This window comes from Brevundimonas sp. CURTG3B2_SDJG (assembly GCF_057364705.1).
In genome coordinates, this window is record NZ_JBNFOJ010000054.1 from 1 (window position 1) to 13,702 (window position 13,702).

At 67.7% G+C, this 13,702-nt stretch carries 14 protein-coding genes; 3 read left to right on the top strand and 11 right to left on the bottom strand.

The features are described from left to right. A partial coding sequence (locus tag AC2W7C_RS05520; protein ID WP_486000543.1) for a FecR/PupR family sigma factor regulator occupies window positions 1-269 on the bottom strand: 269 nt, incomplete at its 3' end. Window positions 270-357: 88 nt separating this feature from the next. Continuing rightward, window positions 358-1,137: an RNA polymerase sigma factor gene (locus tag AC2W7C_RS05525; RefSeq protein WP_486000544.1), complete on the bottom strand. Its 780-nt coding sequence runs from the start codon at window positions 1,135-1,137 to the stop codon at window positions 358-360. Window positions 1,138-1,183: 46 nt separating this feature from the next. Between AC2W7C_RS05525 and AC2W7C_RS05530 the strand changes: the two genes are divergently transcribed. The 3 genes from AC2W7C_RS05530 to AC2W7C_RS05540 all read left to right on the top strand — a co-directional run bounded on the left by AC2W7C_RS05530 (window position 1,184) and on the right by AC2W7C_RS05540 (window position 4,316). Continuing rightward, the gene (locus AC2W7C_RS05530; protein ID WP_486000545.1) at window positions 1,184-1,741 is read left to right on the top strand and encodes a methyltransferase family protein; all 558 of its coding nucleotides are present in this window, start codon (window positions 1,184-1,186) and stop codon (window positions 1,739-1,741) included. A 126-nt stretch (window positions 1,742-1,867) separates the two neighbouring features. After that, on the top strand, window positions 1,868-2,665 hold the full coding sequence (locus AC2W7C_RS05535) for a DUF3313 family protein (protein WP_486000546.1): 798 nt from the start codon (window positions 1,868-1,870) through the stop codon (window positions 2,663-2,665). A gap of 265 nt (window positions 2,666-2,930) precedes the next feature. Further along, complete coding sequence (locus AC2W7C_RS05540) at window positions 2,931-4,316, top strand: alpha/beta hydrolase (RefSeq protein ID WP_486000547.1); 1,386 nt, start codon at window positions 2,931-2,933, stop codon at window positions 4,314-4,316. Window positions 4,317-4,324: 8 nt separating this feature from the next. Here the strand turns inward: AC2W7C_RS05540 and lpdA are convergent, their stop codons facing one another. The 9 genes from lpdA to AC2W7C_RS05585 all read right to left on the bottom strand — a co-directional run. Next, window positions 4,325-5,731, bottom strand: coding sequence for a dihydrolipoyl dehydrogenase (lpdA, locus tag AC2W7C_RS05545; protein ID WP_486000555.1), 1,407 nt, complete (start codon window positions 5,729-5,731; stop codon window positions 4,325-4,327). 140 nt (window positions 5,732-5,871) lie between these two features. Next, entirely contained in the window at window positions 5,872-7,170 is a 1,299-nt protein-coding gene (locus tag AC2W7C_RS05550; protein WP_486000548.1) for a pyruvate dehydrogenase complex dihydrolipoamide acetyltransferase, read from the bottom strand. Window positions 7,171-7,207: 37 nt separating this feature from the next. After that, entirely contained in the window at window positions 7,208-7,498 is a 291-nt protein-coding gene (locus AC2W7C_RS05555; protein WP_486000549.1) for a DUF5076 domain-containing protein, read from the bottom strand. Beyond that, window positions 7,495-8,865, bottom strand: coding sequence for a pyruvate dehydrogenase complex E1 component subunit beta (locus AC2W7C_RS05560; protein WP_486000550.1), 1,371 nt, complete (start codon window positions 8,863-8,865; stop codon window positions 7,495-7,497). Before AC2W7C_RS05560 ends, AC2W7C_RS05555 begins: the two co-directional genes overlap by 4 nt. A gap of 3 nt (window positions 8,866-8,868) precedes the next feature. Then, window positions 8,869-9,885 carry a pyruvate dehydrogenase (acetyl-transferring) E1 component subunit alpha gene (gene pdhA / locus AC2W7C_RS05565; RefSeq protein WP_486000551.1) on the bottom strand — a complete coding sequence of 339 codons (1,017 nt, stop codon included), beginning with the start codon at window positions 9,883-9,885 and terminating at the stop codon, window positions 8,869-8,871. 112 nt (window positions 9,886-9,997) lie between these two features. Then, the gene (locus AC2W7C_RS05570) at window positions 9,998-10,315 is read right to left on the bottom strand and encodes an FtsB family cell division protein (protein WP_486000556.1); all 318 of its coding nucleotides are present in this window, start codon (window positions 10,313-10,315) and stop codon (window positions 9,998-10,000) included. Window positions 10,316-10,453: 138 nt separating this feature from the next. Beyond that, entirely contained in the window at window positions 10,454-11,731 is a 1,278-nt protein-coding gene (gene eno, locus AC2W7C_RS05575) for a phosphopyruvate hydratase (protein WP_486000552.1), read from the bottom strand. Window positions 11,732-11,818: 87 nt separating this feature from the next. After that, window positions 11,819-13,144: an MFS transporter gene (locus AC2W7C_RS05580; RefSeq protein WP_486000553.1), complete on the bottom strand. Its 1,326-nt coding sequence runs from the start codon at window positions 13,142-13,144 to the stop codon at window positions 11,819-11,821. A 78-nt stretch (window positions 13,145-13,222) separates the two neighbouring features. Beyond that, on the bottom strand, window positions 13,223-13,702 hold a 480-nt coding region (locus AC2W7C_RS05585), incomplete at its 5' end, for a hypothetical protein (protein WP_486000554.1).

The following is a 13,702-nucleotide window of genomic DNA, read 5'->3' on the forward strand; positions in this document are numbered from 1 at the left end:
CCTTGAGCCGGGGTGCGCGAGGGGGCGGCAGGGCGGCGGCGGACGGCGGCGGCCCGTGTCAGGGCGGCGTCGAGGGCGGCGCGATCATCGTCCAGGGCGAGCAGCAATCCCTCGGCCTGATTGTAGGCGGCGACATGGTCCGGCGATTGCGCGAGCCACGCCTCCAAAGCCAGGAAATCCTCGTCGGAGGCGTCATCGTCGCTCAGCCGCACGGCCCAGGCCGCGGCCTGTTCGATGACGGACGAGGAAAGGTCTTCGCGGCGGGTCATGCGGGTTCGATCTGACAGACGAACTGTCCAGGTGAAGAGACGCCGCGGACGGGCGTGTCCCGCAACGGAAGATGGCGAAATCTCGTCATCATGGCCAGCCGACCCTTTCCAGCAGGCGCGCCAGGACGCTGCTGACGTATTTTTCGACGGAGCTGCGAGAGACGCCCATTCGCGCGGCGACCTCGGCGTGCGTCAGCCCGTCGATCTTATGCAGTCGAAAGGCGAGCCGGGCGTTGGGCGGAACGTCCGCGAGGGCGGCGGCGACCTGATCCAGCTTGAGACGGGCCCAGGCGGCGTCCTCCGGCGAGGGCGCATCGACGACGGAAATCCCACCGACCGATGCGCCGGACGCATCCGTCCAGGCCTGGTCCCGTTCGAGCGCGCGTCGACCGCCACGCACGCCGTCGAGCATCAGATTGCCTCCGATGCGATAGAGAAAGGGGAGGGGGGACTCCACCTCCGCGGCGGCGGCGTCGGACATCGTCTGCAGTCGCACATAGATGTCCTGAACGATGTCCTGGGCGCGATCGGCCGATCCCGTCCGAGCCGCGAAGAAGCGGACGAGCGTGGGGCGACGATCAAGATAGACGGCGAGAAGTGCGGCTTTGGGACCTTGCGTCACCTTGGAACGGACCTGTGCATGCCTGACGCCGCGACGACCAGCGTTTGTGTCGAACGGCTTCCCGTCGGGCGCAATGGGCGCCGGCGATCTTTTTTCGATTTCGCATTGAGAGGGGTGTGAGGCGGCGGCGTCATTCATCGAGCGCCGCGTTCCGGGCGCAGGCTTCCGAGACGAAACGGCGATGTCCACCCCGCTTGCCGACCAGCCCGGCGCTCGTTCCGCGCAGGTTTCGACGATCGACAGCACGACCCTCATACGCGTTCAACTGAGACGCAAAGCCATTCTCGCGGGCGTGATCCTGCTCTTCATCGGGGTGGCCGCAATCGCTCGCCCTCTCTGGGAGGACTCGATCTGGAACCGGGCGTTGGCGGCGGCGGGGCAACTCGCCGTATTCGGTGCGATCGTCGGCCGCAGTTGGTGTTCCCTCTACATCGGCGGCCGCAAGACGCGCGAGATCGTCGCCCGCGGTCCCTATTCGGTCTCGCGCAACCCGCTCTACCTGTTCAGTTTTCTGGCAGCCTTCGGCATTGGCGCCCAGACTGGCAGCCTGGTTCTGTCCCTGGGCCTGACGATGCTCACCGTCCTGGTCCTGCGAGCGACGGTCCTGCGCGAGGAGGCCTGGCTTAGCCAGGCTTTCGGCGCGGAGTACGACCGATATCGTCAAGCAACGCCGCGGTTCTGGCCCCGGTGGTCGATCTGGCGCGACGAGCCGCGTCTGGAGATCGATCCCGCCCGCTTCGTAAGGACGGTTCTGGACGGATCGGTGCTTCTGCTGGCTCTGCCCTTGCCGGCGGCGCTCGCCGCGGCTCGCCATGAGGGACTGGTCCCGGCGCTCCTGACGCTTCCCTGATCACGGAAGGCGGGGACCGCGGGTTCCCCCGGCCCGCCCGCCTCGGACCGCCGGCATGGGTCGGCGCAACACCCTCTCATCACGCCCCCAATGGCGCAGCACCCGCCATGTCTACGGAGACCTCCCATGTCCAAGCGCCTGTTCGCCCTGGTTCCGCTCCTGGCCTCGACCGCTCTGGCGGCCTGCCACACCACGCCCGCGGCCAACTCCGGCTATCTGGCCAGCTATGAAGGGTTTGAAAGTCCTGGCAGCCGCAGCGCCTCGGTCCGGACGCGTCGTGACGACGCGGCCTCCGACGCCGTCACCACCGTCTATCTCCAGCCCGCCGTCTTCTCCCCAGGGATTGGCGACCAGCTGACCCCCGCGGAGCGCGGCAAGGTCCTGAGCGAGGTGGACCGCCAGATCTGTTTCGAGGTGAGCGAGCGGTTCGCCATCGCCCCCCAGCCGACGGCGGACAGCGCGACCGTCCGCACCACCATCGTCCGCCTGCAGTTGACGGGGCGGATGGGGTCGGCGGCGAGCGTGGCGGTGGGATATTTCGTGCCGGTTCTCGATGTCCGCGTGCCGACGACGACCGGCGGGCTGGCGATTGAATCGGAGATGCTGGAAGCGGGCTCGGGCCGTCAGATCGCCGCCGTGCTTTGGGCGCGCAACGCCCAGTATGTCGGCCGCGATTCACCGTCGCTTTCCCGCGTCGGCGACGCGCTGCAGATGGCCGAGCCCATGGGCGACGCCGTGGGGGACGCGTTCTCGAGCAAGGCGCGCGAGGTCCGAGATATCCCGCAGCCCGATCCCTGCGCCGCCTTCGGGCCGCGCCGCCGCATTCTTCGCACCATCGCGGGTTTCGCGGTCGGCGGGATCACCGGTCTCTACCATCCCGAGGTCGAGGGCGCGGGCGCGGCGCGGTCCGATCCCCGCCCATGACATGATTTCGCATAATATATCTTAGGCGACAAATTGATCTGTCCGCCCTTTCGCGGCTCGGACCCAGCATGACGCAGATGTAACTGGCGGCGCCTCTTCATCCGGGCGACCTGAAGCTTCACCGGAACGGAGAGCGGATATGGTCTCGCGCGTCTGCAGAGCGATTTGCCTCGTGATGCTGAGCATTGCGGTCGGATCCTGCGGTGACCGCCAGTCATCCGAGGTTCCGCCGCAGGCCGGCGAAATCCGCTCCGAGGTTCGGTTCATGATCTCCGGCCTCTCGCTGATCCGATACGAACTGGGCCACATCTACGTGCCGGAGAACCGGACCGATCCGCGAAGCCGGCTGATCGGCGTCCGCTTCATGCGCGTCAAGGGAACCGCTTCGCCGGGGACCCCGCCGGTGTTCATGCTGCCGGGCGGCCCCGGCGACAGCTATATCGAACCGTTCACGCGCCAGGGTCTGAGTTGGTTCGGCGCGTCCCGGCAACGAGAGGACGTGCTGCGGTTCCGCGCGGCCGGCGACGTAGTCGTCATGGACCAGAGAGGCGCCTCGGGTCCGAATGATCGGATGCTCTTCAATCCGAACCCGGACGGACAGCCGCTTGACCGCCCGGCCAGCCTGGCGGACGCCCTGCGGGCCGAACCCTCCATCGTTCGCAGGGCCCTGGCCCCCTACCCCGGTAGAAACCTGGCCGGCTATACCGTCGTGGAATGCGCCCATGACCTGAACGATCTCAGACGGGCCTTGGGCTACGCGAAGGTGAACCTGTACGGGCTGAGCTACGGTTCTCAGTGGAGCTTCGCCGTGATGCGCCTGTTTCCAGCCACCGTGAGCCGCGCGCTGCTCTCGGGGGTGGAGCCGCTGGACAACGGCTACGACATGCCGTCCCACGTCTGGGCCGCCCTGCTGCGAATTGCGGCGGAGGCGGAGACCGACCCCGGGTTCCGGGAGCGTCTTCCTCCAGGAGGTTTCAAGGCCGCGATCGAGGCCGTTCTGGACCGCCTGGAAACGTCTCCGGCAAGGGTGCGCCTCGCCGACGGCTCGACGGTGGTGTTGGGCCCGGAGGATTTCCGGCTGAGTCTGATTGCGCCGGCGCCGGACTGGCCGGCTCGCGTTCTCGCGATCTACGAAAGGCGCTATTCCGACTGGGCCGAAGAGGTCGCCGTCAGCCGGCGCCCCATGGGCGATCCGTCCAGCGCCCTGATCGGGCCGCTGATCGACACCAGCCTGAACGTGTCGCGAGAGCGCGGCCTGAGGCTCCAGGCGGATCCGGCCCGGCGCTACCTGGGGAGTTGGGGTTTCGCGCTGTCCATGGCGACAGCCGATCAGTGGCCCACGCCCGACGTCGGCGACGCGTTTCGCCTGCCCGTCCGGAGCTCGATCCCGGTCGTCTTCCTGCATGGGGACTGGGACGTCTCGACCCCCATCGAGAACTCCCGGGAGATCCAGCCCTACTTCGTCAACAGCAGGCTGGTGGTCGTCCACGGCGGTGGCCACGGGGCGATCTACGATGTCGCCGACGAACACCCCGACCTGATGGCAGACCTCATGGCGTACCTCAGGACCGGCTCCATGGACGGCCTGCCTGCGGAGGTCGAGCTGGAGCCGACACGGTTCCGTCCCCCGGACCAGGCGACTTCAGGCTGATCGCGGCCCTACAGGTGCAGGACGCGCTGATAGGCGTCCAGCGAGGCCTCGTGCATGGCCTCGGACATCGTCGGATGCGGATAGACGACGCCGTGCATGTCCTCTTCCGTCGCCTCCAGGGTGATGGCGGTGACATAGCCCTGGATCATCTCGGTGACTTCCGCGCCGATCATGTGGGCCCCGATCAAGGCCCCGGTCTTGCCGTCGAAGATCGTCTTGACGAAGCCTTCGACCTCGCCGGCGGCGACGGCCTTGCCGTTCACCCGGAACGGGAAGCGGCCCACCTTGATCTCGCGACCCTCGGCCTTCGCGGCCTGCTCGGTGACGCCGACGGAGGCGACCTGGGGCTGGGTGTAAGTGCAGCCGGCGATGGGCGAATGGACGTTCGGCGTCTTGAAGCCGGCGATGTGCTCGGCCGCGTGGATGCCCTCATGGCTCGCCTTGTGCGCCAGCCAGGGCGCGCCGGCGCAGTCGCCGATCGCATAGAGCCCCTTCACATTGGTCGCGCAGTGGCCGTCGGTCTTGATGTGGCCGCGGTCCATCTCGACGCCCAGCGCCTCCAGGCCGATGCCGTCGGTGTTGGCGGTGATGCCGACCGCCGAGATGCAAACCTCGCCCTCCAGCGCCTCGGCCTTGCCGCCGACCTCGACGTCGACCTTCACGCCCGAGGCGGTCTTGGAGACCTTGGTGACCTTGGCGCCGACGCGGAACTTGATCCCCCGCTTCTCGAACGCCTTCTGGGCGGCCTTGGAGACCTCCTCGTCTTCGACCGGCATGATGCGTTCGACCGCTTCCACGACCGTAACTTCCGCACCCAAGGCTCGGTAGAAGCTCGCGAATTCCAGACCGATCGCGCCCGAGCCGATAACCACGAACGATTTCGGGAGCGTCTTCGGGGCCAGCGCCTCGCGGTAGGCCCAGATCTTGTCGCCGTCGGCCTCCAGACCGATCTGCGGCAGCGCCCTCGCCCGCGCGCCGACCGCCAGCATGACCGCCTTGGCCTCGACGGTGCGATCGCCGCCGGCCTTCAGCGCGACCACGACTTTCGGCGCCGCTGCCCCTTTCTCCAGCTTCGCCTCGCCCTCGATCACCTCGATCTTGTGCTTCTTCATCAGGAAGGCGACGCCCTTGTTCATCGTGGCGGCGACGCCTCGCGAACGCTGGATGATGGCGTCGAAGTCGAACGACGCGCCTGTCGCGGACAGGCCGTAGTCCTTCAGATGCGACAGGCTTTCGAACTTCTCGCCCGACTTCAGCAGCGCCTTGGTCGGGATGCAGCCCCAGTTCAGGCAGATGCCGCCCAGGGCCTCGCGCTCGACGATGGCGGTCTTCAGGCCCAGCTGAGAGGCGCGGATCGCGGCCACGTAGCCGCCGGGGCCCGAGCCGATGACGATGAGGTCGAATTCCATCTTCAACTCCGTCACCCTCGGGCTTGTCCCGAGGGCCCATGGCGGCCGCAGACGCGGACGCCGCCCTTAGATTTGCGCCCGCCGGCCCCCGTTCCTGCGATCGAACGATGGGTCCTCGGGACAAGCCCGAGGATGACGGGCTGGGGTTACGCCAGCATCGTCACCGGATCTTCGATCAGCGGCTTGAACGCCTGCAGGAAGCGGGCGCCGGTCGCGCCGTCGACGACGCGGTGATCGCAGGTCAGGGTGACGGTCATCACCGTGGCGACGGCCAGCTGGCCGTTCTTGACCACGGGGCGCTGCTCCCCTGCCCCGACGCTCATGATCGCGCCCTGCGGCTCGTTGATGATCGACGAGAACTGTTTGATGCCGAACATGCCCAGGTTGGAGACCGAGAAGGTGCCGCCCTGGAACTCCTGAGGCTTCAGCTTCCGCTCGCGGGCCCGGGCGGCAAGATCCTTGGACTCGGTCGCGATCTGCGACAGCGTCTTGGTCTCGGCCTTGAAGATGATCGGCGTGATCAGGCCGCCGTCGATCGCCACCGCCATCGCCACGTCGGCGTTGTGGTGCATGGCGATGCCTTCCGGCGTGTAGCTGGCGTTGGCCTCCGGCACCGCCTTCAGGGCCATGGCCGCCGCCTTGAGGACGAAGTCGTTGACCGAGACCTTGACGCCCGATTTCTCCAGCAGGGCGTTGACCTTGGCGCGCGCGGCCAGGAGGGCGTCGATCTCGACGTCGATGAACAGCGGGAAGTGCGGCACCTGCTGGACGCTCTCGACCATGCGCCGGGCGACGGCCTTCTTCATCCCGTCCAGCGGGATCAGGTCGTAGCTGCCGTCCGGGATGCCCATCTGGGCCAGAGACTGAACCGGGCGGGAGGGGACGCCGCTCCCCGCGGGGGCCGTCGCGGAGGCCGGCTTGACGCCGCCCTTGCCCGCGGCTTCCACGTCCCGCTTGACGATACGGCCGTGCGGTCCGGTGCCCTTGAGCGAGGCCAGATCGACACCGGCTTGAACCGCCAGGCGGCGCGCCAGGGGCGAAGCGAACAGGCGCCCGCCGTCGGCGGCCCTGGCGGGGGTTTGAGCCGGAGCGGCCTTCGGGGCTTCCGCCTTCGAGACCTCCGCCTTCGGCGCTTCGGCTTTGGGCGCTTCCGTCTTGGGAGCGGCCTGGGGCGCATCGGCCTTGGGCGCCGAAACGGCCGCGTCGCCCTCGTCCTTCAGGCGGGCGATCAGGGTGTTGACCTTCACACCCTCGGTTCCCTCGGCCACCAGGATGTCGGTGATCTGGCCCTCGTCGACGGCCTCGACCTCCATGGTCGCCTTGTCGGTCTCGATCTCGGCGATGACGTCGCCGGCCTTGACCGTGTCGCCGACTTTGACGTGCCACTTGGCCAGCACACCCTCTTCCATCGTCGGCGACAGGGCGGGCATCAGGATGTCGGTCATGGCCTCTATGCCTCGATCGTCTGGTAGGAAAGCCGGATCATTTCTTCTGCGACGCGGCGGCGAGTTCGTGGGCCCGCGTCCAGCCTTCGCAGATGTCCTTGAAGGCCTGGTCACGATCCAGGCCCGCGGTCGATTCATAAGCGTTAGCGAAATTCCACGCCGCCTCCGCCAGAACCGCGCCCATATGGCTTGGATCGCGCAAGGCCGGCCTGATGTTCATCTGGGCGGCGTCGGCGCCCCACCAGATCCGAGCCAGTTCGGTGACGCCCTGCGGGTCGAAATCGGCGAGATTGTCGGGGATCGGCAAGGCCTTTGATTCAACGGTCACGCCATCACTCCCTTCACAGCGGCGATGATCTTGTCCACGCCCGGCAGCGACAAGGCTTCCAGGTTGGCGGCGTAGGGCAGCGGGACGTCTTCCTGGTGCACCCGCAGCGGCGGGGCGTCGAGGTAGTCGAACGCGTGCTCGATGACCCGGGCCACCACCTCGGCGCCCACGCCCATCGGACCCCAGCCTTCCTCGGCCGAGACCAGGCGGCTGGTCTTCTTGACGCTTTCGACGATGGTCTCGTGGTCCAAGGGGCGCAGCGTGCGCAGGTCGATCACCTCGCAGGAGATTCCCTCCTCCGCCAGCTTTTCGGCCGCCTGCAGCGCGAAGCCGACCATGCGGCTGTGGGCGGTGATCGTGACGTCGGTCCCCTCGCGGCGAACCTTGGCCTTGCCGATCGGCAGGACATAGTCCTCGACCTCGGGCACGTCGAACTCCAAGCCGTACATCATCTCATGCTCGAGGAAGACGACGGGGTTCGGATCGCGGATCGCGGCCTTCAGCAGCCCCTTGGCGTCGGCGGCGTCATAGGGCGCGATGACCTTCAGGCCGGGCACCTGTGCGTACCAGGCGGAGTAGTCCTGGCTGTGCTGGGCCGCCACACGGCTGGCGGCGCCGTTCGGGCCGCGGAACACGATGGGCGCCCGGATCTGGCCGCCCGACATGTACAGCGTCTTGGCCGCCGAGTTGATGATGTGATCGATCGCCTGCATGGCGAAGTTGAACGTCATGAACTCGACGATCGGCTTCAGCCCGGCCATGGCCGCCCCGACGCCCAGGCCGGCGAAGCCGTGCTCGGTGATCGGAGTGTCGACGACCCGCTGGTCGCCGAACTCCTGCAGCAGCTCGCGGCTGACCTTGTAGGCGCCCTGGTACTGGGCGACTTCCTCGCCGATCAGGAACACCTTGTCGTCGCGGCGCATCTCCTCGGCCATCGCGTCGCGGAGCGCGTCGCGGATGGTGGTCTTCACCAGCTTGGCGTCGGCCGGGATCTCGGGATCACGCAGCTCGACCTTCGGGCCGGCGGCCGTGACGTCTTTCTTTTCGGGCTCGCCGGAGGCGTCAGACTGGGCTGGAGCGGCCTCAACTTTCGGCGCTTCGGCCTTCGGCGCCGGAGCGGCGGCGCCGTCCTCGCCGGCCAGGCGGGCGATCGGCGTGTTGACCTTCACGTTCTCGGATCCTTCCGGCACCAGGATCTCGAGCACCTCGCCCTCGTCGACGGCCTCGACCTCCATGGTCGCCTTGTCGGTCTCGATCTCGGCGATCACCTGGCCGGCCGACACGGTGTCGCCCGCCTTGATGTGCCACTTGGTCAGCGTGCCCTCTTCCATCGTGGGGGACAGGGCCGGCATCAGGATGTCGGTCACTGGTCAGGCCTCCACGTAGACGTCGGTGTAGAGCTCGGACGGATCCGGCTCCGGGCTCTCTTGAGCGAATTGCACGGCTTCGGCGACGATCGCCTTGATCTCGTTGTCGATGGCCTTCAGCTCGTCCTCGGTGGCCTTGGCCTGCTCGAGCAGGATCTTGACGTGGTCGATCGGGTCGCGGGTCTTCTTGACCTCGTCGACCTCCTCCTTGGTGCGGTACTTGGCCGGATCCGACATGGAGTGGCCGCGGTAGCGGTAGGTCTTCACCTCCAGGATGAAGGGGCCGCCCCCTTCCCTCGCCCGCTTGACGGCGCGAGCCACGGCGTCGCGCACGGCCAGCACGTCCATGCCGTCGACCTGCTCGCCCGGGATGCCGAAGCTGGCGCCGCGCTGGAAGAGCTCCGTCGTCGCCGACGAGCGCTCGATCGAGGTGCCCATGGCGTACTGGTTGTTCTCGATGATGTAGATGGCCGGCAGCTTCCACAGCTGAGCCATGTTGAAGCTCTCGTAGACCTGACCCTGGTTGGCCGCGCCGTCGCCGAAGTAGACGAAGGCGACCGAGTCGTCGCCGCGGTACTTGCCGGCGAAGGCCAGGCCGGTGCCCAGCGCCACCTGGGCGCCGACGATGCCGTGACCGCCGTAGAAGCCAGTCGGCACGTCGAACATGTGCATCGAGCCGCCCTTGCCCTTGGACGAACCGCCGATGCGGCCGGTCAGCTCGGCCATCACCTCTTTGGGGTCCATGCCCGCGGCCAGCATGTGGCCGTGATCGCGGTAGCCCGTGATGATCTTGTCGTGGCCCGGCTTGACGCTCTCCTGAACGCCCACCGCCACGGCCTCCTGGCCGATGTACAGGTGGCAGAAGCCGCCGATCAGGCCCATGCCGTACAGCTGGCCCGCCCGCTCCTCGAAACGGCGGATCAGCACCATCTCGCGATAGAAGCGCAGCAGATCCTCCTTGGAGGCCTGGGGCGTGTTGGGAATCTTGGTCGAGGTCGCTTTAGCGGCGGCTTTCGCCATCCGTCATCTCCCGGCTGGACCCGCCGGCGGGGTCTCTTGTCGTTACGGAAAGGGGCTTTAGCAGCCTTCGTTCCCGAAACGCAAAGCGGCCCGGTGAAGCTGTAACTAAAGTTCACGACTTGCGCGATGCGGCGCCTTGGCGGACGGGCTGCGAGACCCGGATCACATAGTCGCGAGGGTCGGAGAAGCCGAGCACGGCCCGGGCCCGCTCTTCCAGCAGATCGCGCGACAGGCTGTCGGTGCGCAGATAGCGGACACGAACCTCCAGATCGCGGCGTTCCTCAAGGATATCCGCCAGTTGCGCCTCTCGCCGGATCAGCATGGCGTCCCGCTCGCCGCCGCTCAGCAGCCCGCGCTCGCCCGTGAGGGCCTGAACGCCCAGGTAGACGATCAGCAGAAGCAGGACGGCGGAGGGTACGTAGGGCTTCATCCGTTCGGGCACTCGGACGCTCCTTCTGAGCGTGGACTCGTGATTGACGAGTCATGACCGAAAAGCCCTAACGAACCGTAGCTTGACCGTAAAACTCGTCGTCCTGGGACAACGAGCGGAGCGGGGCCGATCCGAGGATTATTTCAGCAGCATGCCGTCGCCGTAGTAGGCGCCCTGGTCGCCCAGCAGCTCCTCGATCCGCAGCAGCTGATTGTACTTGGCCGTGCGGTCCGAACGGGCCAGCGAGCCGGTCTTGATCTGCCCGCAGTTGGTGGCGACGGCGAGGTCGGCGATCGTCGAATCCTCGGTCTCGCCCGAGCGGTGACTCATCACGGCGGTGTAGCCGGCGCGGTGGGCCATATCGACCGCATCCAGCGTCTCGGAAAGCGTGCCGATCTGGTTGACCTTGATCAGGATCGAGTTGGCCAGACCTTCGCCGATGCCGGCGGCCAGACGGGCCGGATTGGTCACGAACAGGTCGTCGCCCACGATCTGGACGCGGTCGCCCAGGCGGTCGGTCAGGACCTTCCAGCCGTCGAAATCGTCCTCGGCGCAGCCGTCCTCGATCGAGACGATTGGGAAGCGTTCGCACAGGTCGGCCAGGTAGCCGACCATGCCGTCGGCGTCGAAGGTCTTGCCTTCCCCGGCCATGACGTACTTGCCGTCCTTGAAGAACTCGGTGGCGGCGACGTCCAGGCCCAGGTGGAAGTCCTCGCCCGCCAGATAGCCGGCGGCCTGGCCGGCGCGGGTGATGAAACTCAGCGCCTCCTCGGCCGAGGCCAGGTTCGGGGCGAAACCGCCTTCGTCGCCGACGTTGGTGTTATGACCGGCGTCCTTCAGCGCCTTCTTCAGCGCATGGAAGATCTCCGCGCCCATGCGCAGGCCTTCCGAGAAATTCTCGGCGCCGGTCGGCAGGATCATGAACTCCTGGATGTCGATCGGATTGTCGGCGTGGGCGCCGCCGTTGATGATGTTCATCATCGGGGTCGGCAGGATGCGGGCCGAGACCCCGCCCAGGTAGCGGTAGAGCGGCAGGTTGGAGCTGACCGCGCTGGCCTTGGCGCAGGCCAGGCTGACGCCCAGGATCGCGTTGGCGCCCAGGCGGGACTTGTTCTTGGTCCCGTCCAGCCCGATCAGCGCCTCGTCGATGCGGCGCTGGTCCTCGGCGTCCATGCCGCTGAGGGCGTCGAAGATCTCGCCGTTGACGGCGTCGACCGCCTTCTGGACGCCCTTGCCGCCCCAGGCGTCCTTGTCGCCGTCGCGGAGTTCCACCGCCTCGTGCGCGCCCGTCGAGGCGCCCGACGGCACCGCCGCCCGGCCGAAGCTGCCGTCCTCGAGGATCACGTCCACCTCGACGGTCGGGTTGCCGCGGCTGTCGAGGATTTGGCGGGCGAGGATTTCGGCGATGTCGGTCATGGAGGCAACTCTGCTGTGCGAGGCGGTCAGACGCCGCGTTTAGCCCGCCCGCACGGGGCGCCGCAAGGAACGGATGCCGACGCCGCGCTAGGCTGCAGCCGGTCCCTGCGCCGGCGCGGCGGCATAGGCGGCCGAGAGCTGGCGGTAATATCTGGAGCTGAAGGCGATGAGGGTCGCCACCACGCCCAGAAGGCCGGCCAGGGTGAAGACCAGGGCGATGCCGCGCTCCGGACCGCGTCCGAACCAGTCGCCGATCAGATCCGCCCCCGCTCCGTCGGTCATCAGGGGGATGAAGACGAACTGGGTCAACGGCCCGATCAGGAAGGCGGTCAGCGGCGAGGCGGCCAGTTCGACCGACTGGGCGAAGCCGAACACCCTGCCCTGCCGCTCATAGGGGACGACCTTCTGCAGCGTCGTGTGCTCGGCGGCCTCGGCGTACGGCCCCAGGAACAGCCAGATGAAACAGCCGGAGATAAGAAGGATGATCGAGGACTGGATGGTGAAGACGGCGCTCACCGACCAGACGGCCAGGTTGACCAGCAGGAGGGTGCGCAGCGGCTTCGGGCCCAGGCCCGTCCTGGCGATGACGATCCCGCTCAGGATGAAGGCGCACGACACCACGGCCCACAGCAACCCCCAGGTACGCACGTCCACCAGGGACAGGCCGTAGGCGTCCAGCAGGGCCATGAAGATCCCGCCCAGGAAGTTGTTGAAGGCGGCGAACAGGATCAGGGCGAACAGGCCGGGCACCGCGCCGATGACCCGTATCGTCCCGGCGATGTCCACGCGCCTGGGCTCCGCCGGCTGGTCCGGGGCCGCCTCGGCCCGCGGCTCGTCCACCCGGACGGTCAGAAGATGGACGAACACCAGCGCCGTCAGGGCGAGGGCGAACGCCAGGGTGTAGAGCATGCCGCCCCAGGCGACCAGGAAACCGCTGACCGCCGAGGTGGTCAGGAAGCCGATCCCCGACACCATGCCGACCAGGCCGTTGGCCTTGTCGCGCCGGTCCTCCGGAACCAGCAGAGTCACCAGGGTGGGCAGGGCGATGCTGCGGACGTTGCCGGCGATGACGCCCACCATCACCGTGCCGATGAAGGCCCACAGCCACACGCCCGACACATCCTTCATCACGCCTTCCGGCGCGGCCAGAAGGACGAGCAGCGACACGCCGTAGAGCAGGAACGACACCGCGCTGGAGGCCGCCATCACCCGGGTCTTGCGATGGTGATCCACCAGACTTCCCAGCCAGAAGCCCGAGACGGCCGTCAGCACCAGATAGACCCCGGCGATCATGCCGGTGGCGAAGACGGAGCGGGTCTCGAGGTAGACCCAGAAGGTCAGGGCGAACCAGACGGTGAAGTTGGTGATGTTGGCCGCCAGATTGTTGGCGAGCACGCGATGGAAGACGTTCATGAGGCGACCGGTCCGGGCGCGGCTCGGCGCCGCGCCCGCCAGTCTGGCATGTCGCGCGCGGTCAGGCGACGCGACGAATCAGGCGCAGCCTTCGACCGACCGGATTGAACCGTCGCCGCCGGCGACCAGATAGGCCTTGCCGTCCTCGCCGATATGGAACGAGACGCCGCGGGCGCGGAGATAGGCGTCCTGGGTCGCCTCGCCCTCGGGGAAGGGCACGGTCCAGACGTCGAGATACTCGGCGGGCGAGGCGATGTATTCGTGGGTCCGCCGGGAGACCCGGTTTCCGTACCGGGCCCGGATTTCAGACGCGGTGGAGCCGGCGCCGAGGCCTTCAGCCGTGCGGATGCCGCCGGCTTCGATCCAGACGCTGGCGACCTCCCCTTCCCACAGCATGACGTCGACGCCCTCGGGAACGCCGGCGGGATGGATGATCTCGCATCCCTCGACGCCGCCGCCTTCGACGTAGGGCGGCAGAGCGCCGGCGACCCTGGCCAGCTCGGCCCGGCTCATGCCCACGCGGATCGCGCCCCAGCCCTCCGCCGTCACGGGCGGCAG